21 protein-coding genes and 1 pseudogene are annotated in these 26,759 nt (G+C 37.7%); 13 read left to right on the top strand and 9 right to left on the bottom strand.

Annotation, left to right across the window (positions count from 1 at the left end):
* Nucleotides 1-6: 6 nt before the first annotated feature.
* The 6 genes from TASI_RS05185 to lhpI form a co-directional block, all read right to left on the bottom strand.
* Nucleotides 7-1,248, bottom strand: coding sequence for a hypothetical protein (locus TASI_RS05185; protein WP_014111715.1), 1,242 nt, complete (start codon nucleotides 1,246-1,248; stop codon nucleotides 7-9).
* A gap of 1 nt (nucleotide 1,249) precedes the next feature.
* Nucleotides 1,250-2,152: a peptidoglycan-binding protein gene (locus TASI_RS05180; RefSeq protein WP_014111714.1), complete on the bottom strand. Its 903-nt coding sequence runs from the start codon at nucleotides 2,150-2,152 to the stop codon at nucleotides 1,250-1,252.
* A gap of 137 nt (nucleotides 2,153-2,289) precedes the next feature.
* Complete coding sequence (gene hglS / locus TASI_RS05175; RefSeq protein ID WP_014111713.1) at nucleotides 2,290-3,660, bottom strand: 2-oxoadipate dioxygenase/decarboxylase HglS; 1,371 nt, start codon at nucleotides 3,658-3,660, stop codon at nucleotides 2,290-2,292.
* Nucleotides 3,661-3,680: 20 nt separating this feature from the next.
* The gene (locus TASI_RS05170) at nucleotides 3,681-4,943 is read right to left on the bottom strand and encodes a 2-aminoadipate transaminase (protein ID WP_014111712.1); all 1,263 of its coding nucleotides are present in this window, start codon (nucleotides 4,941-4,943) and stop codon (nucleotides 3,681-3,683) included.
* Between the two features lie 13 nt (nucleotides 4,944-4,956).
* Entirely contained in the window at nucleotides 4,957-6,180 is a 1,224-nt protein-coding gene (locus tag TASI_RS05165; protein WP_044978281.1) for a dicarboxylate/amino acid:cation symporter, read from the bottom strand.
* Nucleotides 6,181-6,380: 200 nt separating this feature from the next.
* Nucleotides 6,381-7,313 (bottom strand): bifunctional Delta(1)-pyrroline-2-carboxylate/Delta(1)-piperideine-2-carboxylate reductase, encoded by a 933-nt coding sequence (gene lhpI, locus TASI_RS05160; RefSeq protein WP_014111710.1) that lies wholly within the window; start codon nucleotides 7,311-7,313, stop codon nucleotides 6,381-6,383.
* Between the two features lie 169 nt (nucleotides 7,314-7,482).
* Here lhpI and amaB point away from each other — a divergent pair, with 169 nt between their 5' ends.
* From amaB to amaA, 3 genes are read left to right on the top strand one after another with little or no spacing between them, the layout of a single operon-like run.
* A complete protein-coding gene (amaB, locus tag TASI_RS05155) occupies nucleotides 7,483-8,976 on the top strand; it encodes an L-piperidine-6-carboxylate dehydrogenase (RefSeq protein ID WP_014111709.1) in 1,494 nt (497 codons plus the stop codon).
* A 42-nt stretch (nucleotides 8,977-9,018) separates the two neighbouring features.
* Nucleotides 9,019-10,491 (top strand): Na+/H+ antiporter NhaC, encoded by a 1,473-nt coding sequence (gene nhaC / locus TASI_RS05150; RefSeq protein ID WP_014111708.1) that lies wholly within the window; start codon nucleotides 9,019-9,021, stop codon nucleotides 10,489-10,491.
* A gap of 12 nt (nucleotides 10,492-10,503) precedes the next feature.
* Nucleotides 10,504-11,799: an L-pipecolate oxidase gene (gene amaA, locus TASI_RS05145; RefSeq protein ID WP_014111707.1), complete on the top strand. Its 1,296-nt coding sequence runs from the start codon at nucleotides 10,504-10,506 to the stop codon at nucleotides 11,797-11,799.
* On the opposite strand, the gene TASI_RS05140 is transcribed toward amaA, so the two are convergent.
* Both TASI_RS05140 and TASI_RS05135 read right to left on the bottom strand, forming a co-directional pair.
* Complete coding sequence (locus TASI_RS05140) at nucleotides 11,796-12,737, bottom strand: LysR substrate-binding domain-containing protein (protein WP_044978083.1); 942 nt, start codon at nucleotides 12,735-12,737, stop codon at nucleotides 11,796-11,798. The two genes, amaA and TASI_RS05140, sit on opposite strands and share 4 nt — an antisense overlap.
* A gap of 32 nt (nucleotides 12,738-12,769) precedes the next feature.
* The gene (locus TASI_RS05135; protein WP_014111705.1) at nucleotides 12,770-13,984 is read right to left on the bottom strand and encodes a hypothetical protein; all 1,215 of its coding nucleotides are present in this window, start codon (nucleotides 13,982-13,984) and stop codon (nucleotides 12,770-12,772) included.
* A 228-nt stretch (nucleotides 13,985-14,212) separates the two neighbouring features.
* Here TASI_RS05135 and TASI_RS05130 point away from each other — a divergent pair, with 228 nt between their 5' ends.
* The 4 genes from TASI_RS05130 to ftsB are packed head-to-tail and all read left to right on the top strand — an operon-like array spanning nucleotide 14,213 to nucleotide 18,414.
* Entirely contained in the window at nucleotides 14,213-15,859 is a 1,647-nt protein-coding gene (locus TASI_RS05130) for a CTP synthase (RefSeq protein ID WP_014111704.1), read from the top strand.
* The gene (gene kdsA, locus TASI_RS05125) at nucleotides 15,859-16,704 is read left to right on the top strand and encodes a 3-deoxy-8-phosphooctulonate synthase (protein WP_014111703.1); all 846 of its coding nucleotides are present in this window, start codon (nucleotides 15,859-15,861) and stop codon (nucleotides 16,702-16,704) included. Before TASI_RS05130 ends, kdsA begins: the two co-directional genes overlap by 1 nt.
* A gap of 39 nt (nucleotides 16,705-16,743) precedes the next feature.
* Entirely contained in the window at nucleotides 16,744-18,030 is a 1,287-nt protein-coding gene (gene eno, locus TASI_RS05120) for a phosphopyruvate hydratase (protein ID WP_014111702.1), read from the top strand.
* Between the two features lie 18 nt (nucleotides 18,031-18,048).
* Nucleotides 18,049-18,414: a cell division protein FtsB gene (gene ftsB / locus TASI_RS05115; protein ID WP_014111701.1), complete on the top strand. Its 366-nt coding sequence runs from the start codon at nucleotides 18,049-18,051 to the stop codon at nucleotides 18,412-18,414.
* A gap of 1 nt (nucleotide 18,415) precedes the next feature.
* Here ftsB and TASI_RS05110 read toward each other — a convergent pair whose 3' ends face one another.
* Nucleotides 18,416-18,970 (bottom strand): hypothetical protein, encoded by a 555-nt coding sequence (locus TASI_RS05110; RefSeq protein ID WP_266105239.1) that lies wholly within the window; start codon nucleotides 18,968-18,970, stop codon nucleotides 18,416-18,418.
* Nucleotides 18,971-19,119: 149 nt separating this feature from the next.
* On the opposite strand from TASI_RS05110, the pseudogene clpB reads away from it, so the two are divergent.
* The 6 genes and pseudogenes from clpB (at nucleotide 19,120) to TASI_RS05080 (ending at nucleotide 26,749) form a co-directional block, all read left to right on the top strand.
* Nucleotides 19,120-21,690, top strand: a pseudogene (clpB, locus tag TASI_RS05105) (ATP-dependent chaperone ClpB).
* 45 nt (nucleotides 21,691-21,735) lie between these two features.
* Complete coding sequence (locus TASI_RS05100) at nucleotides 21,736-21,960, top strand: accessory factor UbiK family protein (protein WP_014111699.1); 225 nt, start codon at nucleotides 21,736-21,738, stop codon at nucleotides 21,958-21,960.
* A gap of 79 nt (nucleotides 21,961-22,039) precedes the next feature.
* Nucleotides 22,040-22,906, top strand: a complete 867-nt coding sequence (locus tag TASI_RS05095) for a hypothetical protein (RefSeq protein ID WP_014111698.1) — start codon at nucleotides 22,040-22,042, stop codon at nucleotides 22,904-22,906.
* Between the two features lie 93 nt (nucleotides 22,907-22,999).
* Nucleotides 23,000-23,701: a DUF3540 domain-containing protein gene (locus TASI_RS05090; RefSeq protein WP_014111697.1), complete on the top strand. Its 702-nt coding sequence runs from the start codon at nucleotides 23,000-23,002 to the stop codon at nucleotides 23,699-23,701.
* A gap of 295 nt (nucleotides 23,702-23,996) precedes the next feature.
* A complete protein-coding gene (locus tag TASI_RS05085) occupies nucleotides 23,997-26,342 on the top strand; it encodes a type VI secretion system Vgr family protein (RefSeq protein WP_014111696.1) in 2,346 nt (781 codons plus the stop codon).
* A gap of 14 nt (nucleotides 26,343-26,356) precedes the next feature.
* Complete coding sequence (locus TASI_RS05080; RefSeq protein ID WP_014111695.1) at nucleotides 26,357-26,749, top strand: DUF4150 domain-containing protein; 393 nt, start codon at nucleotides 26,357-26,359, stop codon at nucleotides 26,747-26,749.
* The last annotated feature ends 10 nt before the right edge of the window (nucleotides 26,750-26,759 follow it).

Below are 26,759 nucleotides of genomic sequence, written 5' to 3'. Positions count from 1 at the left end.
AAATAATTAATTTTGGATTTGTACTGAGGAAAATTTAGTAGTTTTTTCTAAGGAAAATAAAGGGTTAACCTCCAATTTACGAAATAAGATTTTTCTTTGATGTGCATGAATCTCAATTAAGTCTTTAAGATAAATCATTTCAAAAAAGCTTTTACAAATACTTGCCTTATTATGGCAATACATATTAGAGAAGTGTTTGAAGGCTTTATGTAAAGGTTTTGTCCAATCCTTCTTAGTTTTCATTAAATAGCTGGTATCCATATCTATATGTGATTCAAGATCGGTGATGGAATAATAATCTAAAGTATTAGTTTGAAATTTTGATAACTGATAATCGAAATTTTCTAGCTGATAAGCCTTAATATAAAGACAACTTTTTTTGTAATCTACAATATCAGGCTCATTAAGAGTGCTGGTTAGCAATGTACAAAATTGCTCGCTGTATTTAAACCATGCTTTTGAGAGGTCCTTTGTCTTGGATTTTTTAATCCACTTATTAAAATCAAAACGTTGGCAATTAGAATCGCACGTTAATAGAGCTTGGTCTGCTATATTGTCTAATTTTCTGTAAATATTGATTGGAATAAAATAATAAGAAACTTCAGAATAATTATTTTTGAAAACTTTTAAAATCGAATCTATGTTCGATTCAAAGCATCCGTCCTGAGAAAAATTTTCAATTTGCTTTTCCATTTTTTTTAGTTCATCTAAATTTAACTCATAAGATCTATACATTTGATTATCATACAAATCTACAGGCTCGTCTTCATTTCTAATTAAATAGTTTAATTTGTACTTGGCTTTAATAATCAAAAAGTTTATTTTGGACAGAGCTATATTGTTTTTTTCTGAATTACAATTTTTATCTATTAAAGAATTGAGGTCTTTCTTAACGAGAGTTTTATAAAAATCCTTTTTATTATTGATAAAGCAAGACCCATAAGCATCAGCATTACTTGGATAGTCATGAATTGCTATTGAATTTGCATGATACCTACATAAAGTGTTAATAGAATTGTTATAAGCAAGAAGGTTTCTTCGAATTAGCTCATTTGACAAATTTTCAATATACTTATTTGAGAGTTTGTTAATGAAAACCGTATTATTTCTTATGCAATTACCATATCCTCCAGACCAGGATGGAATGTTACATTTGTTGTGTATAGATGAAAATAAAATATCTATACTTAAATCTGAGTTAGAGCCAAAAATAACTAAAGAGATCAATACGGAAAAAAGAAAGTTCATATTATTTTAAAAAATTCATCCTATTAAGCCATCTATTTTCGTGTGACCCCATATATTGTCTTTCTAAATAACTATATAAATATTTTTTTCGTTCATCTGAATTAACAAATTCACGCATAAAGTTACTGTAAAGAACTCCTTGATACCTCATATCTATTAATACAACTTTTATATTTTCATCTAATAAATCCCAGATTTCTTCATGTATATTGGATTTAGTATTATTTAGATTGTTAGTGGTTGCTTTAACTAAAGAAAGGTTTCGAATATTATTTAGGAAAATTCTTTTTGTTTCTTTTATATATAAAGGGTAGATTAAATTAAATAAATTTGTTTGTTGCAAATTAGATATTTCTCCGATTTTGTGTTTGTTATTTTTTACAAATAATTTTGCTTCAATTCCTGACATTAGTGCAGCTTTTGAAATTAGTTTAGCCTGCTCAGAAGGTATTCCTGCTCTTTCTAAATCCTTTCTAATTTCACAAGGAGTTCTATACTTCATATCATAACCCCTTCCTATTGTTACTCCTGATCCTATAGTAGGTTGGTGAATAACTCTTGAAAATAACACACTTGTTCTTCTGTCAATTCCTTCCTGATCAAAAGTAAATTGACCGCTTTTTACTGGAATAGGGGAGTCGTTGTATTGTTTTGGCATATATCTAGGTTCAGGAGATGTTTCATTTAAAATCGTTTGGTTTGGTTCTATTAGGCCAGATGTATTAATATTATTCTTTGCTTGAAAATCCTTTATTGCTTGAATTGTTTTGTTTCCTACCTTCCCATCAATTCCAATGTTGCAGTAGCCATTTTGTTGCAGCAGTAACTGTATTTCTTTTACATCTTTTGGGTTGTTTACACCCTTTATACCAACTGATTGGTTAATTTTAAATTTATTTTCCATAGCCCCTCCCATACTCAATTGAAGTGTATAGAATATCTATGACATAAATAAGATAAAGCCCAAAAACAAACGTTTTCGGGCTTTACAAATGTATGGTGTCTAGACACCAGATTGAATTCAAATTGACTTAATACTAACTATGCTTTTTTATTCAAAGCATCGATTGAATCCTTTTGAATTTTGCTATAGATTTCAAAAGGATCTAAAACGCTTTCACCAAGATTCTGTTCAAACAATGCTCGGTTTGAAGCTTCATCATACTCACGTTTCTCAGCTCCACCGAGATTTGATCTAAAGATACCAGCTGCCGAAACAGGAAGGAAATCTTCGTATGTGATTGGCTCTAGCTTTAGAACTCCAGATGCAACTAACTCAGATGCGTTATTCTCAGTAACTTCTTTATCTAAAGTAGCATCATCAGCAAGTTTGTATCTGAAATACGCAAGCCCCTGCTCATGTAACTGGTCATAGCAATCAGGAATTTCATCAAAATATTTCTTAAGAACTGCGTAGTAGGATTCAGCATCTTTAGACATATCAACATTAGCTGTTTCATCTAAAACTTTTGCGAGCAGCTCATCGTATAATTTACGACCTTTTGGAGTTAGTGCTACACCGCGTTTTTCAATTTCACCAAATCGTGCAGTATGGCTTCCAGGTACACGCTCTTCGCCATATACAAATTGCACATCTTCATTTAGTGCTTTAAAGCTTGTTTGACGAAGAAGAATTAAGCATTTGCGACGTGGAGGACCTTCGATGATATCTTTTGCTGGAATACCCCTTTCGAACATGCCCCTTTGAACTGCGTCAATATCAAGAGCACGTGGAGTTAAGTGATTGATATGTGGAACTTTGAAAGCAACAATATCAGCTATTAGTCTGTGTTGATTATGAAGTGCATCATAGGTTTCTTTAGAAACTGCAGCTTCAGACTGCCAGCGGAAAGTCTCTAAAACCTCTTTAACAAACTCATCTGCGTCTGCTTGCTCAAGACCACCATCCTTCTCAAACTTCTCTACCAATTCTATTGCTCTTGGAGAGAATATATTACGTTTAGCTAGAATTTCTTCAGCTTGTTTACGTAAATCAGCATCTTCGATTAATTCAAGACGAAGTAGAGAACAGAAAACACGGAATGGACACTTAATCAAGGATTCAGGGTCAATCGGTCTGAAAGCAGTAGAGTGTACTGGAATACCAGCTGGAGCTAAATCATAGTAGGCAACTGGGTACATTCCCATAACAGCAAAAATACGTCGCATGGTATGTAGCTCTTCTTTTTTACCGATACGGATAGCTCCGTGACGTGTTTGCTCAAGACGCTCTAGCTCTCCTGTTTCTTGAAGTTTTTGCTTCAATTCAGGATCTTCCTCTAAAACTTTTCCATTTACGTCGTTTACTAGTTTTAGTAGATCTCCGAAAAGTGGCACCTCTGTCTGGTACATATCAGACATAGCTTGTGAGAATTTCAAACGGATTTCATCTTTACATACAAATTGAGACATACGAGACTTCCTTTTTTAAGTTAAGGTTTAAAGTTTGCTGTATCAGCAAAAATTTGTGTAAGAAGTTCAAGACCTTCATTGAGAACTTCAGGTTCAATAGTTAATGGAGTAAGCAAACGAATAATATTTTTTGCTTTTCCGCTAGGCATAAGTAAAAGACCACGCTCACGTCCTAATTTAAGAATTTCGGCTAACAAAGAAGTACCTGGTCCATATTCTGGATGCGATAATTCAATCCCTCTCATGGCACCAATACCAGTAAGTTTAGATATCCAAGGATTAGTATTTGATGATTTCCATTCACTAAACTTAGTTTCTAATGTATCAATGTAATTCTTTGTAGAATTTTTAAATTCTTCACTTTGAATAATTTCCAAAACTTGAAGGGCAGCAGAACATGCGATTGGGTTGCCCGAATAAGTTCCTCCCAAACTACCAACATGAGGAGAGTCTACAAATTCAGATCGTCCCACAACAGCCCCTAAAGGCAATCCTCCAGCTATGCTTTTTGCTAAAAGTAATAAATCTGGTTCGACTTCAAAATGCATAAATGCAAACGGCTTTCCTGTACGCCCAAAGCCAGATTGAATCTCATCGAAAATCAAAACTATTCCATGTTCAGTGCAAAATTCACGTAAGTATTTTGCAAATTCCATATCCAAACATTGAAAGCCACCTTCACCTATAACGGGCTCCACAATAACGGCACATATATCATTTACGTCTACTTCAATTTCAATTAGCCGTTTAAGGGCCGCAACAGATTCGTCCTTACTGATCCCTGAGTCCTTACTAGGATAAGGAATATGGTATACAGGCCCTGGCAACGGTCCTAGTTTTTGCTTATAAGGAGCAACTTTACCGTTTAAATTTACAGTTGCAAGAGTACGTCCGTGAAAGCCACCATCAAAAGCAATCACTGCATTTCGCCCAGTTTTAATGCGTGCAATTTTCAAAGCATTTTCCGTAGATTCAGCCCCACAATTTGTGAGCATCGCAGAGAGTTCACCTTTGATAGGTACAAAATCAGTCAAAGCTTCTACAAATTTTTTATATGGCTCATGTTCAGCCGCATTGAAAGCATAATGCGTAAGTTTAGATGCCTGCTCTTGAATCGCAGCTACAATTTTTGGGTGGCAATGCCCAAAATTAAGCACACCAATTCCACCTACAAAATCAATATATTCTTTGCCCTCAACGTCCCATACCTTCGCATTCTTTCCATGAGAAAGAGTGACGGGGTGGATTAGCCCTAAAGCTTTACTAATACCTTTTCTGCTCATATATACCTCTTAATTAATCATATCCGTGGTCATAGTAAATACCCGCTTTCAGAGCGGCTTTACGCTCAGACTGGTCAACTATTTTTGCAGCAACGAGATCTCCGGTCACATTTCCGCATGTGAAAACCATATCTACAAGTGCATTAATCCCAGCAGTAAGGGCAACAATCTCAAGCGGCAAGCCTGCTTGCGTAAACACTATAGACATGCCAATTAGACCGGCTCCAGGCACACCAGCAGTCCCAATCGCTGCCATAGTACCTATAACCACTATGGTCACTAAATCTCCGAAAGATATGGACATACCCATAATCTCAGCGGCAAATATGACGGCCATACCAAATCTAAGAGCCGTCCCGTCCATATTTACGGTAGCACCTATGGGGAGCGTAAGCTTAGCAACTCGCTCTCCAATACCCGCTTTTTCGGCTGCTTTTAAAGTAATTGGCAATGTGCTCAAGCTCGAGCTTGTAGCAAATGAAGTGAACACCGCATCTTTTATCCTGCTGTAGAAATCAAATACATTAACGCCGAATACTTTCAAAATAAGAGGGTAAACAAGCAGAACCATAGAAGCTACACCAATATAGGCCGTCAATATAAACATGCCTAAAGCTACAACGGTATCCATCCCCTGAGAGCCTATTGTATTCGCGGTAATTCCTATAATACCTATTGGTGCATATTGCAAAATACCCGAGAGGATTTTAGAAATCACTTCATTTCCTGCTTCAGTTATCCGAAACACCAAATCGCCCATCTCACGTTGCTTAGGATCATCTGAATGTCGCATAAATAGAATTGCTAAGCCTAGTACAATCGCAACAAACACGACAGCTAAAATATCACCTTCGGAAAATGCCATATAAATATTGCTAGGCACCATATTGATAATCGTGTCGATAAAATTAGGATTATCCGGAGGCTTCACAACCGCATCCGCTGGCAATGTCAACCCCGCCCCTGGGTTAGTAACATAAGCCACCGCAATACCCACGAATATGGCTACAGCAGTTGTCAATAAATAAAGTGGAAATATCTTCGCTCCGATGCGCCCAAGTTCTTTTGGACTAGAGTGATTTACAGCGACCATCAGCGATAGCACTACAAGTGGAATCACAATCATCTTAAGAAGATTAAGAAAAAGTTTTCCAAGTGGAGCGAGAAAACTGCTATCTTCTCCCAACAAAAACCCCAGTACAATGCCTATCACAAAGCCTGCGGTCATTTTGAACATAAAGGATTTATTAAAGTACCAAGATAGAATATTCACTTACGGTTTCCTAAAAATCCACCTCCTAGAAATCTAAAACATCCCACTACAAACTACAAACGAAAATAAATAATCTAGTTGTTACTTTTTGGAATGCATAAAAATTTTCTCTATGGGGTGGCAATGTTTACGTTTACATAAAAAATTTTTTACTAGGGAAAATCCTAGTCACTCTCCACAATTAAACAAGCAGCGGCGAGGTCTTCGAGAGCATTGCCAACTGCTTTAAAAACAGTTATTTCATCATCGGATTCTCGTCCTGAGTGCTTGCCATTACATAAATCAAAAATAGTAGCTTTGACACGATCTTTGCTAAAAATTCCACTAGCAATAGGATTTAGAAGATCACCTGATTTCATTAATGCCTCTTCGGTATCGATAAATACAGATGTGCCTGAAAAACATGCATCATCCGTCTCACGCATATCAGGCGTATAAGAGCCAATTAAGTCTAAATGAGTTCCTGCTTTTAACCATGCCCCTTTTATGATGGGCTCTGTAGATAATGTCGCACAGCTAATTATGTCTGCATATGAACATGCCTCTTTGAGATCATCAACGTAGAATGAATCGAATCCTAGGTCTTGCAAATCAGAAGCCAATCTTTCCGCATTCTCGCGAGTCGGGCTCCATACCATTACTTTTTCTAAAGGTCTTACGGCTTTTATGGCCTCTGGAACAAGACTAGCAACCTGACCAGAGCCGATAAGCAAAAGATTTTTAGAATTCTCGCGACTGAGATATTTACATGCAAGTGCAGAGACGGCAGCTGTGCGCCTGGATGTGATTACATTGCCATCCAAAATGGTGTGCGGTTTACCATTTGCTCCATCAAAAAGCATATAAGTTGAATGCAAGGCTGGCATACCCAATTCTTTATTACTAGGGAAAACACTTACGGTCTTAAGTCCGATCCAGCGCCCCCCAATCCATGCAGGCATCAAAATAAATGAGCCTAGAGTCTTTTGTGCATCCATGATTTCATGAATATGTCGAAGTGGGACAGTAACATCTGTCTTAAAAAAATCTTCTATTTTCTCTATCAAATATTTATATGGCAATGCTTCTTCTGTCTGGTCTTCATCGTAAATTTGCATATATCTCTCCTTTGCTTTTGAGTCTTTTTTATAAAAGAATAAGATTAAAAATTTATTGAGGATTATCCCTAATTAAGAAAAAAAGTAGTTATGTTTAGACTATTTTTCGTTTGACCGAAAAACAATATAAAAATAGTATTTATGAGTACTTTTGTAAATTGGGGCATCTATGATTAACGAATTAATGAAGAAATTTGGCGTTTCTGAGAGTAAATTTCAGGGCGGTTCACTAGCCGTAAGATCACCTATTGACGGTAAAAATATCGGAAATGTAGTTATAAACACGCCTGAAGAGGTCGATGGTATTATCGAAAAATCTCAACAAGCATTCAAAGAGTGGAGAAAAGTGCCTGCACCTCGACGAGGCGAATTGGTGCGTATATTGGGGAATGTTCTTCGTGAATATAAGGAAGATTTAGGTAAATTAGTTTCCCTTGAGGCTGGAAAAATCACTCAAGAAGGATTGGGAGAAGTTCAAGAGATGATTGATATTTGCGATTTTGCAGTCGGTCTATCTCGTCAACTTTATGGCTTAACTATAAGCTCTGAGAGAAACATGCATCATATGCGTGAGACTTGGCATCCTATAGGTATTGTTGGAATAATTTCTGCATTTAATTTTCCAGTTGCTGTATGGTCCTGGAATGCAGCACTTGCCTTGATATGCGGCGACTCTATTATTTGGAAACCTTCAGAAAAAACTCCACTTACTGCTCTTGCTTGTCAGGCATTGTTTGAGAAAGCTTTAAAAGAGTTCGGCGATGATGCTCCAGAAAATCTTTCTCAGGTCGTAATAGGAGATGCAAAAGTAGGTGATATGTTAGTAACTGATCCACGCATTCCTGTTATTAGTGCCACAGGTTCTACTCGTATGGGTCAGATTGTTGGACCAAAAGTTGCTGAAAGATTTGGACGAAGCATTCTTGAGCTAGGCGGAAATAATGCGATGATTCTTACTCCTAGTGCGGATCTCGATTTAGCAATTCGTGCAATTTTATTTTCTGCTGTTGGAACTGCAGGTCAAAGATGTACTACTTTGCGTCGGTTAATCGTACATGAAAGTATTAGAGATGAAGTAGTTGAAAAACTTAAAAAGGTTTATTCATCTGTCTCAATTGGAAACCCGCTTGAAGGAAACTTAGTAGGTCCTCTTATCGATGAGCAAATTTTCAATCAAATGCAAAACATATTGAAAAAAGCCTCTGAGTCTGGTGGTCAAGTTTTTGGTGGTAAGCGCGTCCTAGAAGACAAATATCCAGATGCATACTATGTTGAGCCAGCTATTGTTGAAATGAATGAGCAGAACGAAGTAGTTAAAACAGAAACATTTGCACCTATTCTATATGTGATTCCTTATAGCGAATATGAAGATGCTGTGGAACTTCAAAATAGTGTGCCTCAAGGACTCTCCTCATGCATTTTCTCTAATGATATTCGAGAAGCTGAGGCTTTCATTTCTGCCACAGGTAGTGACTGCGGCATTGCAAACGTAAATATCGGTACAAGTGGTGCTGAAATTGGCGGTGCTTTTGGCGGCGAGAAGGAAACTGGTGGTGGACGTGAATCTGGTTCTGATGCGTGGAAAGCTTATATGCGCAGACAAACCAACACCATTAATTATTCTCGTGAATTACCTTTAGCTCAGGGAATTAACTTCGGTTAATTTTCTGTTTTAATCCCTCAACCTAACTCGTAGGAGAAAGCATTGAGCAGTTTAAACAATCCAATTCAAGCCTCGGATCCAGAAAGTGAGATCCTCCCTAGCAGCGGAAATTTTTTAATCGATATTCTTCCGCTCGTATTGACCACGATATTACTAATGATTCAGTTTTTCGTGTTCAAGGATTTTACCCCACATATACCACTAGCATTTGGTTTAGCTATTACAGGGCTATTAATCTATGTTCGTAAGGGTAAGTGGATTGATATGGAGAACCACTTTCTAAAAGTGGTTCGCGTGGGCTTGCCCGCAATCATGATCTTATTAATAATCGGGATGATTATTGCGGTGTGGATTGCTGCTGGTACCGTACCGACCATACTTTACTATGGATTTGAATTTTTCACTCCATCCAATTTTCTTGTTTCTTTGACATTAATTTGTGTGGCAATATCTTTGGCGACTGGCTCATCATGGAGTACAACGGGAACCATTGGTTTAGCTATGATGGGTATTGGTACAGGTCTTAATATACCTCCTGAAGTAACTGGTGGAGCAATTGTTTCTGGTGCATTTTTTGGAGATAAGATGTCACCTCTTTCAGAAACGACTAATCTTACACCTGCAGCTACAGGAGTTGATTTATGGGATCACATTACTAATTTATTTCCAACAACTATACCAAGTTTGTTAATTTCATTAGGGCTATATGCTTGGCTTGGAAGTACTTATGATACTTCTGGGGCAAATATGTCTCTAATAACGGAAATGCAAGCCACTCTCGATAAAAATTATGATTTAGGTCTTATAACTTTAATTCCTGCAGTAGTGGTTATTGTGGCAGCTGTCACTAAATTACCAGCCGTATTTGCAGGATTTTTGGGGGTGGCGAGTGGCAGTATTATTGCCATCTTTGTTCAAGATGTTAGCTTACAAGAGCTATTTACTCTTTTGCAAAATGGAGTAAAAAGTACAACAGGCATGGAGATAGTAGACAACTTACTTTCTAAGGGTGGAGTTATGTCTATGGCTTGGGTGACATTGCTTACGATTCTTGCATTGTCGTTTATCGGTGGTATTGAATACTACGGTAGTCTTAATGCGATTCTTAAGAAAATCGAAAAATGGATTACTAATAGAGTGTCATTATCAGCGGCATCATATACGACTATTATTGGTACAGGAACTTTAATCGGAGATGTGTTCACTACATTAGTATTGCCAGCTCGTTTGTATAAAGACAAGTTTGAAGAGCTTGGCTATAAGAAAACTAATCTTACGCGTCAAATCGAGGACTGTGGTACTTTGCTGTCTCCTTTAATCCCGTGGAATATGGGCGGAAGTTTTGTGGCTGGCACCTTAGGAATCGCTACTCTTGCGTATGCACCATACGCATTCTTCTGCTGGTTGTGTCCTATCATAGGATTCATTTGGGCTTTAACGGGCATTTACTTCCCTAAAGTTAGAGATAAGGATTTGGCACGTCACCGTGAACCTGCTAAATGGGAAGGTTTGTAATTTAGGTTAATTATGGTTTTAGATAAAAATTTATGGCCTGAGATAGTTGATGCGTCTCTTGTCGAGAGCTTTCCAGTTTTAACTGCGGATGAGTCGGCACAAGTCTGTGTGATAGGTGGTGGTTATACTGGTTTATCTTCAGCAATTCATCTAGCTGAAAAGGGTTATTCTGTCGTATTGCTTGAATCTAAGATTATTGGAAGCGGTGGTTCTGGAAGAAACGTAGGATACGTGAATGCAGGCACTTGGGCTACACCAGAGGATTTAAATAAATATTTGGGAGAAACTCAAGGCGAAATTCTTACAGAAGCTTTGGGAGCCGCACCAGCTCTAGTTTGGAAAACTATCGATCGTCTTGGAATAGATGCTCAAGATGTGCGTGCTGGAAATCTTCACATGGGGCATAATGCTGAGGGAGAGGCGGATGTAGATAATCGATATCGACAATTTTCAAGCCGTGGAGTTGATTGTGAAGTTTTAACAGGTTCAAAATGTCTTGAGTATTGCGGAACTAAAGCCATTAAAAAAGCCCTTCTAGATCGAAGAGCTGGCACAATTAATCCTTACGCATATGTAACAGGTTTAGCTAAGGCAGCGAAAAACTTAGGTGTGCGTATATATGAGCATACTCCCGTAAAATCTATTGTTAAATCTGATGGTGCTTGGCAGGTTCAAACAGAAACTAACTCTGTGACTGCGGATAAAGTGATTATAGGAACAAACGCATATACAGAGGGAGAGTGGACAGATATTCTTAAATCAATTTATTTTGTTGGGTATTATCAAATCGCAACTGAACCAATGTCTGGAGATCCAGAGGCCGATAAAGTTATGCCATACCGCACAGGTTCATGGGACACTCGATTAGCCCTTTCAACATTCCGACGGGATAAAGATGATCGAGTTTTGCTCGGGACAGTAGGTTTTCATGAAGGAAAAGAATCGCTTTACGTCTCATGGGCAAATTCGGTATTAAAAAAATATTATCCTGAACTAGCACCTAAAGCTAAGTGGCAGTATCGATGGTCGGGTCGTTTTGGTTTTACACAAGATCATATTATGAGAGTATTTGAACCCGCACCAGGAATTGTAACTGCTACAGCCTATAACGGTAGGGGCATTACTACTGGAACTATGATGGGTAAATGTTTTGCTGAGTATCTAGATACAGATAGGCGAGAAGCGATACCATTGCCATTTAAAACAATGGAAGAGAGTGAAATTTCAATGAGAGGCATGCGGTCTGGATTGTATGATGCAGGCATTGCACTATACCATGCAGGACAAATATTAAAAATAGTATCTTAATCTTTTTGAACTCGATTTAATATCCAATCCATTAGAATTTTTACATGAGGAACACCCGTCTTATTTGACGGGTGAACCATATAATAAGCCCAGTTTTTATCGAGCTTATGGTTCCAAGCTAGTTTAAGGTCACCGTTATAAAGCTCTTCACGCACTAATACATCTGGTACTAGGGCTACACCACAGCCACAAATTGCAGCATGAATTGCATCATAAAAAGAATCGAATCGTGGGCCAGTAAATAAGCCTTCCCATTTGACATTAGCGGATATGAAATATTCATTCCATGCACGAGGACTAAGTCGTGTTTGTATAAGAGTCACACCATCAGAGCAACCTGGTTGACTAAGCTCAGTAGTCTCTATTTCTGGTGCACAAACAGGTACGAACATACAGTCAAAAAGTTTAATACTGGTCATGCCAGGCCAGTCGCCTGCACCATGCAAGAATCCCAAGTCCATATCGTTGATCATGTTTGAATCTAATTCACCTAAATGGTCATGGAATTCTAGGTGGATATTTGGATGAGCCTTCCCGAAACCTTTTAATAGCACTACAAGCCACCGTGCACAAAATGTAGGGTTGGCAATGATATTGAGTGTAGCAACTGCATTCCCGTGAGAGAGTACGTTCAGAACAGCATCCTCAATCTTTCTTAAAATATCTTGAGTATCGTAGAGAAATTTTTCACCAATAGGTGTCAATTCAATGCGTTGCTTATGTCTTATAAAAAGTTCACAATCGAGAACTCTTTCTAGCAATGCAACCTGCTTTCCGACAGCACTTTGCGTCATGAATAATTCCTTAGCGGCACTCGTAAAACTTAAATGTCGGGCGGCGGTTTCAAAACATCGTAAGGATGTTATTGAAGGCAATTGAGAAACGGCTATTTTTCGCATGGTGTCAACTATGGCAATCGTACCTAATCGAGAAACCATAATTATAAATCTACAAGCTTCTTATAAATGGACTAGTATTTGATTTCATTCAAACCAATTTCTTTGAAAATGAGTTTTCTATAAAGCACGCGTATTTCAAATAGGTCTTCAAGAAAAATATTAAGTAATTTATTTACGCAAGTTGAATTATTTAAGCAGTAATGTTCGGAAAACTCTATGACAGCATTTTTTAATGGATTAGTCCAATCCTCTTCTTTCTTTTTAAAGTAGCTGATATCTAAATTTATGAATGGCTGTAAATTATTTATTGTGTAAATTAGAGTTTCATCAGTTTTAAATTGATTTAAATAATCATCAAAATTATTTAAACGATAGAGTTTTGAATAAGTACAACTTTTTAATTTATCCTGAGCATCAAATCCATCTAATGTATCAGTTAGAAGGGTGCAATATTGCTCGCTGTACTGGACCCAACTTTTGGAAATATTGGGATTATTCATATTCTTAACCCAAATATCAGGATCAAATTTTTTACAGTTTGAGTCACAAGGGAAGTAAAGCTGAGAGGTTATTTCGTCTAGATCTTCAAATTTATCGTTGTTCAGTAAAAATAACCCTAAACTATCATTGTAGGCATACCTCAATATATTAATCAGTGTTTCAATATTGGAATTGAAACATCCTAATTTATAGAATTTATTCAAATCCTTTTTAATATCTTCTAGATATTGAAGACTTAATTTGTAAGTTTCATACCATTCTTGATCAATATAAACATCATTGTTATCTTCATCCCTAAGAAAACCTATATCCTCAGCAATTTGAAGTTTTTCTGCATTTATCAAATATTGTATTTTGGCAATATCTTCTTTATTTTTATACGAATTGCAATTAGGGCTGAATGTAGAATCGGGATCCTTTTTGTAATTTATAAATATATTTTTTAAAAGAATCAAATTATTAGTGAAAGAACAGTTTTCATATGCATACCAGTTTGCATCGTAGCCATCTTTAGCATAGTTATTAGCATTATATTTGCAAACTATATCCAAGTTGTTTTTATAGAATTTTATAGATTCATAGTTAGGGTCATTTGTAAAAGTTGATATTTTTTCTGTATATATATTTTCAAGTAATTCGTTGTAAAAGTAGTAGCAACTGCTGTTTGCCCCTGAGTAGGGGATTGAATTGCATTGAGTATGTACTATTTGAGAAAAAACATTACTTAATCCATCTGTCCTAAGAAGGAGTGGGAGTGATAGCAAAATTTTTAAAAGGAGTCCCATATTATTTAAGCCACTTCAATCTATCCATCCATCTAGATTCGTTTTTGAACTCTAATGATAATTCCAGAAAGATAATAAAAGTATGAGTATTTAATTTGAAACGCCAAAAAAGATCTAATTGATTTTTAAATTATCACTAAACTATTTAGCTAACATTAATTTGAAATAAACGGTCAAATTACTAAACAAGAAAATTGATATAATTTTTATTTCCCATAAGGTAAAGCTATGACTAAATATGTTTTTGTTACGGGTGGTGTTGTATCATCCCTAGGAAAGGGTATTGCTGCAGCTTCATTGGCTGCTATTCTTGAGTCTAGGGGACTTAAAGTTACGATGCTTAAACTTGATCCGTACATAAACGTAGACCCAGGTACCATGAGTCCCCTTCAACACGGAGAGGTGTTTGTAACTGAAGATGGGGCTGAGACGGATTTGGATTTAGGTCATTACGAAAGATTTATATCTGCAAAAATGCATAAATCGAATAACTTTACTACAGGTCAAATTTATGAGTCTGTTCTTCGCAAGGAACGTAGAGGAGACTATCTTGGGAAAACTGTTCAGGTTATTCCTCATATCACAAATGAAATTCAGGATTTTATAGAGCGTGGTGCAAAATGTGCTTATGATGGGTGTGCAGACATTGCCATCGTAGAAATAGGTGGAACTGTAGGTGATATTGAATCATTGCCATTCTTAGAAGCAGTTCGTCAAATGACTCTCCGTCTTGGCAGAAAAGGTGCTGCTTTCATTCATTTGACACTTGTTCCCTATATTGCATCTGCGGGCGAACTTAAAACCAAGCCTACCCAACACTCCGTACAAAAATTACGCGAAATTGGGATTTATCCAAATGCTTTATTATGTCGTGCTGATAGGCCTATACCTGAAGATGAGCGGGCTAAAATTTCTCTTTTTTCCAATGTGCCTCAAGAGGCAGTAATTTCAGTCTGGGATTCTGACTCTATATATAAAATTCCTAAGATGTTACATGACCAAGGTCTAGATAATATTATTTGTGAGGCTCTTGATATAGACGCTGCTCCAGCTGATTTGTCTGTTTGGGACAAAATAGTGCATGATTTGCAAAACCCTGAGCATACAGTACGAATTGGAATGGTTGGAAAATATGTTGATCTTACTGAATCATACAAATCTCTAATCGAAGCCTTAAACCACGCAGGGATTAAAAATAAAACTAAAGTTGCTATCGAGTATATTGACTCTGAAGATATTGAGAATTCAGGCGTTAGCATCTTAGAAGATTTAGATGCAATATTGGTACCAGGCGGTTTTGGTAAAAGAGGGACTGAAGGAAAAATTGCCGCTATTAAGTTTGCCCGAGAAAATAATGTTCCATATCTTGGAATATGTCTTGGGATGCAGTTAGCTACTATAGAATATGCACGTAATGTTGCGGGTCTTGAGGGAGCTGGAAGTACGGAACTAGATCCTAATACTCCTCAACCTATAGTGGCTTTAATTACTGAGTGGACAAATAAAGATGGCTCAGTAGAGCAGCGATCGCAGGAATCAAATCTTGGTGGCACTATGCGTAAAGGGGCACAGGAAGTTCCTGTAAAACCAGGGACATTAGCTCATAGTATCTATGGTGATATCGTGAATGAGCGTCATCGTCATCGTTATGAAGTTAATACGAATTACATAGAGAAGTTGGAGTCTGCAGGCTTAGTAATAAGTGCTATTACACCTAAAGATAATTTACCTGAAATTATGGAGATTCCCGGTCATCCGTGGTTTTTGGGTGTGCAGTTTCACCCTGAATTTACATCTACGCCTCGTAATGGTCATCCGCTATTTAATAGTTTTTTGCAAGCAGCACTAAAGCATCAATCAAGTTCTGAGAAGTGATGTCTTACTCTATACAACTAAACGATTTTAAAATTTCTAATGATAGTCCATTTGTTCTTATGGGTGGACTTAATGTTCTTGAATCCCTCGATTTGGCAATGTTTACGTGTGCCCATTTTCTAGAGGTTACTCAAGAGCTTGAGATTCCATACATTTTCAAAGCATCATTCGATAAGGCAAACCGATCTTCAATTCATAGTTATCGCGGTCCTGGCTTAGATGAAGGTTTACAAATTTTTGAAAAATTAAAAACCGAATTTGGTGTTCCTATCGTTACGGATATACATGAGCCTTATCAAGCAAAAGAAGTTGCTAAGTATGTTGATATTTTGCAGTTACCAGCTTTTCTTGCCCGTCAAACGGATTTAGTTGTGGCTATGGCTAAAACTGGCAAAATAATTAATATCAAGAAACCACAATTTCTTAGCCCAGAGCAAGTACCAAATATTATTCAAAAATTTCAAGAATCAGGAAATGACAATCTAATAATTTGTGAACGTGGATCTAACTTTGGTTATGATAACTTAGTGGTAGATATGCTTGGTTTTGGAGTTATGAAAAAACTTACATCAGGAAGACCACTGTTTTTTGATGTTACGCATGCTCTTCAAAAACGTGAACCTGGTTCTTCCGCTTCAGGAGGTAGACGCGAACAGGTTCTTGACTTGGCTATGGCAGGGATGAGTACAGGTATTGCAGGTCTTTTCTTAGAAGCTCATCCAGATCCAGATAAGGCCAAATGCGATGGGCCGTCAGCATTGCCACTGAATAGATTGAAAGAATTTTTAGTACGTATCAAAGCTATAGACAATACAGTTAAGTCGTTTGGGCCTTTTGAAGTTTGATATTGTTAAAATAATCTAAATTTTTTACTAGGATTTTTAATGAGTGCTATTGTAGATATTATCGGTCGTGAGATCCTTGATTCACGCGGAAACCCAACTGTTGAATGTGATGTGTTGTTAGAGTCAGGTGCCATGGGTCGAGCATCTGTTCCATCAGGGGCATCGACTGGTTCAAGAGAGGCGATTGAACTTCGTGATGGGGATAAAAGTCGTTATTTAGGAAAAGGTGTTCTTAAGGCTGTAGAAAATATCAATGGAGAAATTTCTGAAGCCCTTATGGGTTTAGACGCTCAGGAACAAACATTTATCGATCGCACTCTTCTTGATTTGGATGGTACGGAAAACAAAAGCAATATAGGGGCTAATGCTATGCTTGCTGTAAGTATGGCTGTTGCACGTGCTGCTGCTGAAGAATCTGGGCAATCTCTTTATCGTTATTTTGGTGGTTTCGGTCCTAAGCAGATGCCCGTGCCTATGATGAATGTGATTAATGGGGGTGCACACGCAAACAATTCCTTAGATATTCAAGAATTTATGATTATGCCTGTGAAAGCTGCATCATTCAAAGAGGCTCTTCGCATGGGAGCAGAGGTTTTTCACGCATTAAAGAAAATCATTAATGATTCTGGTATGTCTACGGCTGTAGGTGATGAGGGTGGCTTTGCACCAGACCTTAGCTCACATGAAGAAGCTATTGAACTTATCTTAGAGGCTATCAAAAAAGCTGGATATGAAGCAGGAGAAGATATTGCATTGGCATTGGATTGTGCTAGTTCTGAATTCTACTCTGATGGTGTTTATAAACTTTCCGCTAATGGTGGTACTGCTTTAAATTCTGAGCAATTTGTAGATATCCTAGAACAATGGTGCGATAAGTACCCAATTATTTCTATCGAAGATGGAATGGCTGAAAACGATTGGGATGGTTGGAAAATGCTTACCGATCGTCTAGGTGATCGTGTTCAACTTGTAGGCGATGATTTGTTTGTCACCAATACCAAAATCCTTAAAGAAGGAATTCAAAAAGGCATTGCTAATTCGATCCTAATCAAGATAAATCAAATAGGCACATTGACAGAGACTTTTGCTGCAATTGAAATGGCTAAACAAGCGGGTTATACGGCTGTTATATCTCATAGATCAGGTGAGACTGAAGATTCAACAATTGCTGATATTGCTGTGGCTACAAATTCTATGCAAATAAAGACAGGTTCTCTTTCTCGTTCTGATCGTATGGCTAAATATAATCAGTTGCTTCGCATCGAAGAGGAACTATCTGAAGTGGCTGAGTATCCAGGTCGTGGGGCTTTTTACAATCTCTTTTAATATGCGACTTTAGATTTTATGCGTCGATTAATTCTTTTACTGATATTTGCATGCATTGCCATCCAGTACCCCTTATATATGGGAGAAAAAGGGTATAAAAAAGTAGAAGAATTAAAGACGCAACTGCAGGAAGAAAAGGATAAAACTGCAGCTATGACAGCTAGAAATAATGCTATGCAGGCCGAGATTGAAGATTTATCTTCAGGCACAGAAGCACTAGAGGATATTGCTCGTCAAGAGATGAATATGATTAGCGAAGATGAAGTGTATGTTAGGGTAGTTGAACCGACTAATTCAAATGTGCAAAAGCCAAATTTAAATTCTCAGAAGGAAGTTCCTCATAACAAGCCTAAAAATGATAAGGATCAGAAGAACAAACCGTAAATCAATTGTTTAGATTGGAATTTAATCTTCGATTTAGTCTGTTTAACCCCTCTCGCTTCAGTAACTGGTCACGTGTTAATTTAGGTAGGTCCAAAGAGTTGCGTTCATCAATTCCGTTCTTGACTAGTTCTGTGATTAATTCTGGATATTTATCATAGTAGGCTGTCAGCAATTCATCAGGGGTGTTTAAAATTACTCGGCTTTGCTTAAGTGAAGTTCTATGAAAATCTCTCATATTCCAAGTAATTAAAACGCTGTTATTTAAACCAAATCGCTTTTGTGCAATTATTGCGGCTAATGCGACGTGCCTATCTTTTTTATCTATCGAACTTAATGCCTTGGAATAGATCTGTTCGGTGCTATCGACTTCCCCTAAATTCGCCTCTGGGCAAAGAGTATTAAAGCGATCCCATTCAGAATCAATAAATTCTTGTGGTTTTTTCCAAATTGAGGCTGCGTTTCGTCGCCATTCACGTCCGATTTCTTCACTCCAAATTGGTTGGCAATGACCGTGAGAATACAGTCGCAGGAACATTGCCAACGTAAAGTAATGCATAATTACGCAAGTATCAATAACCGTAAGTGGGGGTATGTTCCCCGAAGAATCGCATGTTGTCATGAAATGGGCAAAATAGTTATTTTAGACTCTTGATATATAAATAATTTCCCATATATACATATCATAGAAAAATTTATGAGGCTATTATGCGTTTTGAAAAATTTACTACTAAGTTTCAGCAATCAATTGCGGATGCTCAGAGTCTAGCTTCTCGTAACGATAATCAGTATATTGAGGGTCATCATGTGCTCTCTGCGATGTTGGCTGATGAAGGCTCGGGCATTGCCAGCTTGCTTGCTCAGGCGGGTGTGCGCGTAAACCAGTTGCAAACTAAGTTAAACCTTGCATTGAATAATTTGCCAAAGGTAGAGGGTGCGGACGAAATTCAAATTAGTCGTGCTTTAAATCAACTTCTTTTGAAAACCGATAAAGAGTCATCTAAGAGAGGGGATAATTTTATCGCAAGTGAGTTGTTCTTGGTGGCATTGGCAGAGGACAAGGGTGAGCTTGGTACGATCTTAAAAGATTGTGGTTTAGAGAAAAAGGCTTTGCTGGCTGCTATTGAGGCGATACGGGGGGATAGCACTGTCTCTGATCAAGAAGGAGAATCTCAAAGACAGGCATTGAAAAAATACACTACTGACCTAACTGAGCGTGCTCGTATGGGCAAGTTAGACCCAGTAATTGGACGTGATGATGAAATTCGACGGGCAATTCAAATTTTGCAACGTCGTAGTAAAAATAATCCTGTTCTAATCGGTGAGCCAGGTGTTGGTAAAACAGCAATTGTTGAAGGGCTTGCTCAAAGAATCGTGAATGATGAGGTTCCTGAGTCTTTACGTGGTAAACGTGTACTTTCTTTAGATATGGCTTCCTTATTAGCTGGGGCTAAGTTTAGGGGTGAATTTGAGGAACGTTTAAAAGCAGTTTTAAAAGAGCTCGCTCAAGATGAGGGAAATAATATTGTATTTATCGATGAAATACATACTATGGTCGGAGCTGGTGGAGCAGAAGGTGCCATCGATGCGGGAAATATGCTTAAACCAGCATTGTCACGAGGAGAGTTGCATTGTATAGGGGCGACCACTTTAGATGAATATCGCAAATATATAGAAAAAGATGCGGCTTTGGAGCGTCGATTTCAGAAGGTGCTTATTGATGAGCCTGATGTAGAGGCAACCATTGCCATCTTACGCTGACTTAAGGAGAGATATGAAATTCATCATGGGGTAGAAATTACGGACCCAGCTATAGTTGCGGCGGCAGAATTAAGTAATCGTTATATAACAGATAGATTTTTGCCCGATAAGGCTATTGACTTGATTGATGAGGCGGCTGCACGCATCCGTATGGAGATTGATTCTAAGCCAGAAGTGATGGATCGTTTGGACCGCCGCATTATTCAACTTAAGATTGAGCGAGAGGCTGTTCGCCGCGAGGACGACGAGGCTTCTAAACGTCGGTTGCAGTTAATCGAGGAGGAACTAGCTAAGCTTCAACGCGAATACGATGACTATGAGCAAATCTGGAAAGCTGAAAAATCTTCTGTTCATGGTGTACAGTCCATTCGTGAGGATATCGATAAGGTTAAGGCTCAGATGGCTGAATACCAGCGTCAGGGCGAATATGAGAAGCTATCGGAGTTGCAGTATGGAAAATTGCCAGACCTTGAGCTGCGTTTAAAATCTGCAGAAAAAGGGGAAGTGAAGAATCAGCTTCTTCGGACAGAGGTTGGTACTGAAGAAATTGCCGAAGTTGTATCACGTGCGACAGGTATTCCTGTAGCGAAAATGATGCAAGGTGAAAGGGCGAAATTATTGACCATGGAAGATCGTTTGCACGAGCGTGTAGTTGGTCAGGATGAGGCTGTTCGCTTAGTGTCTGATGCTATTAGGCGTTCTCGTGCTGGTCTATCTGATCCAAGTAAACCTTACGGATCATTCCTATTTTTAGGTCCTACAGGTGTAGGTAAGACTGAGCTGACTAAGGCTTTGGCGAATTTCTTGTTTGATTCCGATGATCACATGGTTCGTATTGATATGAGCGAATTTATGGAGAAGCATACTGTGGCTCGCTTAATAGGTGCACCTCCAGGGTATATTGGATATGAAGAGGGTGGTTATTTAACTGAAGCCATACGACGTAAGCCGTATAGTGTAATTTTGCTGGACGAAATCGAAAAAGCTCATCCTGATGTGTTCAATATTTTGCTTCAGGTTTTGGATGATGGCCGTTTGACTGATGGGCAGGGTCGCACAGTTGACTTCAGAAATACCGTCATTGTGATGACTTCAAATATAGGTTCTCAACATATTCAGAAAATGAGTGGAGAGCCATATGAGAAAATTAAGGACGTGGTTTGGGATGAATTGAAAAATTCGTTTAGACCTGAGTTTTTAAATCGTATTGATGAAATAGTGGTGTTCCACGGTCTTGAGCAAGATCAAATCGCAAACATTGCCAAAATACAAATTAAGCGATTAGCTCAGAGATTGGGGCAGTTTGAAATGAAACTTGAGATTTCGGATGAAGCAATTGCTAAAATTGCTGAAGCAGGCTTTGATCCAGTGTTTGGGGCTCGTCCGCTAAAACGTGCGATACAGCAGCTAATTGAAAATCCTTTATCTAAGCGTATTTTGCAGGGCGAATTTACCGCTAAAGATACCGTGAAAGTGGATTTTGATGAGGAATCGGATCAATTCACATTTAATGCTTAACTTGGGTCGCCCTCGGGCGGCTCTAAATTTAGATTGGAGAGAGATATGAAAAATACGAATTTTTTTGATGAAATACAATCAAAGATTCAAGAATTGATTAGAAACAGTCCTGCAGCTGATATTGAGAAAAACGTTAAAGCTTTTATGGCTCAGACCTTCAGTAAAATGGATTTAGTTACGCGTGATGAATTTGATGTTCAACGTGCCATGGTTGATAAACTTCGTGAAAGAGTAGAGCAGTTAGAGGCTCAGCTTGAGAGTAAGTCTTAATTATGTTTAGTGTATGAGGGCAGATTTTTTTCTGCCCTTTTTTGGGTTAATAGTCTAAAAATCATACTTAAGGTTAAATATGGGTATAAATTTAATTAAAAATGAAGATGGCGAAATTGAATATGCTGTATTTGATAAAGATGACTACGAAAAAATTATAGAAATTATTGAATTAGTAAAAAGCCTTAATCTTTATAAGAAAACTATTTCCTTAGAAAATTTCAATTTAAATTGCTCACATTCTGATGATTTAAAAAAAGAAGATTCGCAATTTGATTATTCTCTTCCTGCGTTTTCATCTAGAGATGATGATTTCCAATCGATCCATGGTATTAATTCTAATGATACGGTAAATTTGGATAGAAATCTTGATGGTCCAATTACTACATCTTATTCTAAACCAGTTAGTTCAGAAGTTAATTTTAATGAAAATAGTAGACGCTACAGTTCAAAGGTCTACGACTACAAATCAGCTAAGGAGTATTTGACCGTTGATATTCTTTTGGATGCACTTAGGGAAAGAGATTTGGAAGTATTAAAGATTGCTGGAAAGCTATGGAAGAATGATTATTTTGAATGGGATGAGAGTGATTCAGATGCCTTGATTCTTTATTATCTTTCTGGTGCTATATTTACAAAAGGATTTAATGATTTTAATGAAAATGAAAAATTGGTTAAGATGATTAAATATGCATTAAATAATTTTCATTTTAGGCCAGAGCAGCGAATTGAATTAAATTCGATTAAAGTACTTTTAGAGGACAGAGTTAATGGAGTTGAGGACCTTGAGAGAATCAATAAAGCTAAGTTTTTTAATATTTTACTAACTGGGTTTTCAAATCACTTTAATTTAGATATTAATGCAGTTATTAAGATTTTAAGAATTGGCCACAGAGAATTGAAAGAATATAGGCTTACTGGTAATTTAAGTTTTATGGATAATTAACATTTATTCAATATATTGCAATCGAATTTTTTCTGTAATTTAATACCACTATAATCTCTACTTATTTCCAATTAAATTCCTGTACCATACCGAATGAAACAAGAAGATACACTAAACACAGATGTTCAAACTCAACTTACTAAAGTAGTTAGTGATTTAGAGAAATTAATGAGTGTTCAGAAAGCCCATGTTTCTAAAAATGAGGCTATTCATTCTATTTGCGAGGTCATTAATTATTCTGAAGAAAATCAAACCTACTCTATTTCTTTGGATGGAAGTGTCCTCCCTTGTCAAAAGGCAGCTAGTTGTTTGCTTGAGCCGTCTGTGGGCGATCAAGTACTGGTGAGCGGACCAAATAGTGATGAACTCTATATCATTGCCATCATTAAACAAATGGAATCTTCGAACTCTAAAGTAAAAATTCCTGGGAATTTGACGGTTCAGGCCGAGGAGCTTTCATTCCGTGCAAGCAAAAAAGTGGATCTAAAATCAGACCATTTACAGATGAAATCAAATTCAGCTGAGGTTGTTGTTGATTCTGCGGATTATGTTGGTCGCGAGCTTAGATCAACAATAAGTATTTTTAGATTTGTCGGTAAAGTTTATGAAATTATTACTGATAGACTGGCTCAAATGAGTAGAAATACTGTACGTATAACAGAGCAAATAGATCAAACTCGTGCAGGAACTATAGACTATCAAGCTGAAGACAGTGCACGAGTACATTCCAAATACACTATGGTCACTGCAGGCGAACTCGTTAAGGTTGATAGCGAGCAAATACATATGGGATAGCAACCCCTAACCAACCCTCCTGACATTCAATTAAATCCTCCACAAGAGGGGCTTATTTATTATCTCCCGAGGCTCATTCAAACAACTGTTTTACTGGTAAATCTGTTACATATTGTTTTTTTGTTTCAGGTAAATGCTTGATTTTATTTGAAATAAATTTGATTGTAATAAAATCTTAAAATTTTCATCTTATAATTTCTGCGTAAGTATTTTTACGGACATGTGTTTTTGTTGTCGAGAAAGAATATACAACAAAACCGTTTTCACCTGACTCTTTTTTATATCGGCCTATATTATGTCAGAACGTCATTTAGTAGCTAACACCGTTTTCGGTGACGAATTAAAGTTTAAATCCCTAACGGGTACTGAAAAGCTATCCGAATTGTTTGATTACACTGTAGATCTTGTTTCGGAGAAAGGTGATCTTGATTTAGAGAAAATTCTCGGAACTATAATCGATATCACTGTTGAAATAACTCAAGGCAAGAGATATTTTCATGGGTTAGTAACTTGTGCCCAGTATCTACAGCCCCTAGATACTACTAAGCGTGAGCATGTTTATCGCTTTCAACTGCGTCCTTGGTTGTGGCTGGCAACGCAAACTCAAAACAATCGCATTTTCCAGAAGATTTCCGTGCCCGAAATTATTGAGGAAGTGCTGGAAAAATATCCATTCAAGCATGAATTCAAGACTATGGACAACTATAGAACATGGCCATATTGCGTGCAGTATGGAGAGAGTGATTTCGCTTTTATAAGCCGTCTATGTGAGTACGAAGGAATTTATTATTACTTTGATCATAGTGAAGATGAGCATAAGTTAATTTTTGCTGATAGCAGTGCAGCCCACAAAGATATCTCAGGTGTCTCTAAATTGACTTTTCACGCGGATGATCAGGCATTGCCATCACATGGACCTGTCATTACGGCTTGGGGGAATGTTGATTCTCTTTATAGCAATGAGCACTCCATGGTCGATTACGATTTCGAGAAATCGACTGCAAAACTAGATGTTTCGCATTCAATTAATAAAAATAGCGGCCGTAAGATGGAGATTTACGATCCATTGCCAGGCTACATTGAGCTTGAGCATGGCGAAAAATATGTGAAGGTTGCAGCTGAAAGTGAAGCGTGGAAAGCTCGTACTGTAGAGGCTGAGACGAATTATCCACTAGTGAGTTGCGGTTCTACTTTTTCCGTGGACCGAGTGCAGGATGCTAAGAATCCCTATATTATTTTAGGTACCGAGTTTACCCTGCATGAAAATCAGTATGCTTCTTCTGGTGGCAATGCTCCCGAACTCCACCACATACACGTAAAACTACATGCATTGCCAAAAGAGATTCAATTTAGGGCTCCGAAAATTACACCTATTCCTAAAGCTCAGGGACCAATGACAGCAAGAGTTGTCGGTGTTCAAGGCGAAGAAATTTATACCGATAAATATGGGCGCATCAAAGTTCAATTTCACTGGGACCGCGAGGGCAAGTCAGATGACAATAGTTCGTGCTGGCTTCGCGTATCAAGCCCATGGGCAGGCGGTGGATTTGGCGGCGTTCAAATTCCACGTATCGGAGATGAAGTTATTGTGGGATTTGTAGGGGCACATATCGATAGACCAATGGTTATCGGCCGTGTGTACAATGCGAATAATATGCCAGCATTGGAATTCCCCGCAAATGCAACGCAAAGCGGTACTGTCACTCGTTCAAAATATGGTGATTCGTCTACTTTCAATCAGATGTTGATGGAAGATAAACCAGGCGATGAGAAGCTAAGTTTCCAAGCACAGAAAGACATGGACACATTGGTTAAAAACAACGAAGATATCAGTGTAGCGGGTGAACAGCAGGGTACTCACGGCGGTACAACTGATTTATCTGTGGGCGGTTACGACGATAACATTTTTAAAGATGCATCCACTGAAACCAACGAAGCAAATCAGGTGAGAACTATTATCGGGACATCTGATGAAATCGTTGAGGGGCCACGCTCTCACTCAATCGGGTCTAACGCTACGATAAATATGGGACGTGGGTTTGTTCAGAGTGTTGTAGGTGGTTTAGCTTCATACACATATGGATCTGGCAGAATTCGTACTGTGAACACTAACTACACTCACAGTGCAAAAAGCACTGTTAAGAGAACTGTTTCAGGTGGCGAAACTTATACAGTGGGTTCTGTTTATAGTAAATCTGTAAGTGGTGGACCAATTGAAATACATAGTGGTGGATTAGCAGCTATAGATGTAAAAGGTGATACTACCTTTTCATCTAAGACTAGTCATGAAACTAAAGCTGGTTCGAATATAACTGTTAAGAGTTTGGCTATTACTCACTCTTCTAAATGTGTAAATGAAGATTATTCTCAAAAAATTGATATTGCTCTTTTAAAGCATACAGCAGCTGTTCAAAGTACAAATGATATAAATTTAGGATTGTCCGTGACAGGTTTAAGCGAAGCTGCTCAAGTAAACAAAATAGGTATATCAGGTATAAAAATCGCAGGCTTAGTTAACCAATGTGAAAACTCACAACTTAAGGGCGATATTACTGGAATAAAACTTAAAAAAGCTTTCAATAAATCAAGCGGCAATATAGTCAAAAATGTAATTATAGGTGTGGTTTTTAAAAACCCATAGTTTAAGGAAATTTTATGTTTGCTACTAATCAAATGGTTGGACTTGATTTTGCATTCCCTGATGTTTGTAAGACTCCGCCGGCACTAATACCAATTCCATACCCAGATTTGGCTTTTCCTATGGCTGCGATTCCTGTAGCCATAAATGTGCTGTTTAACAGTGTCTTCGCACACAACATGGCTACTCAGATACCAGTGACGGTTGGTGATTTGCCAGGGGTTGCAATGGGGTTAATTTCTCAAACAGTTTCTGCTACTAGTAGAAGAGTTTTGATGAATTCATATACGACACTTGTTTTTGGTACACCTGCTAATCGAATGGGATGTGGTGGACCTCAAAATAACATTAACACTGTAGGATTCACGGTGGTACCTAGTTGTCCGAATATCACTATCTTGGCCGCTTAACTGGAGAGAA

Source organism: Taylorella asinigenitalis MCE3, from assembly GCF_000226625.1.
In the GTDB taxonomy this organism is placed as follows: Bacteria; Pseudomonadota; Gammaproteobacteria; order Burkholderiales; family Burkholderiaceae_B; genus Taylorella; species Taylorella asinigenitalis.
The sequence above is the reverse complement of the archived record's forward strand: the minus strand, read 5'-3'. Positions and strand labels throughout refer to the sequence as shown.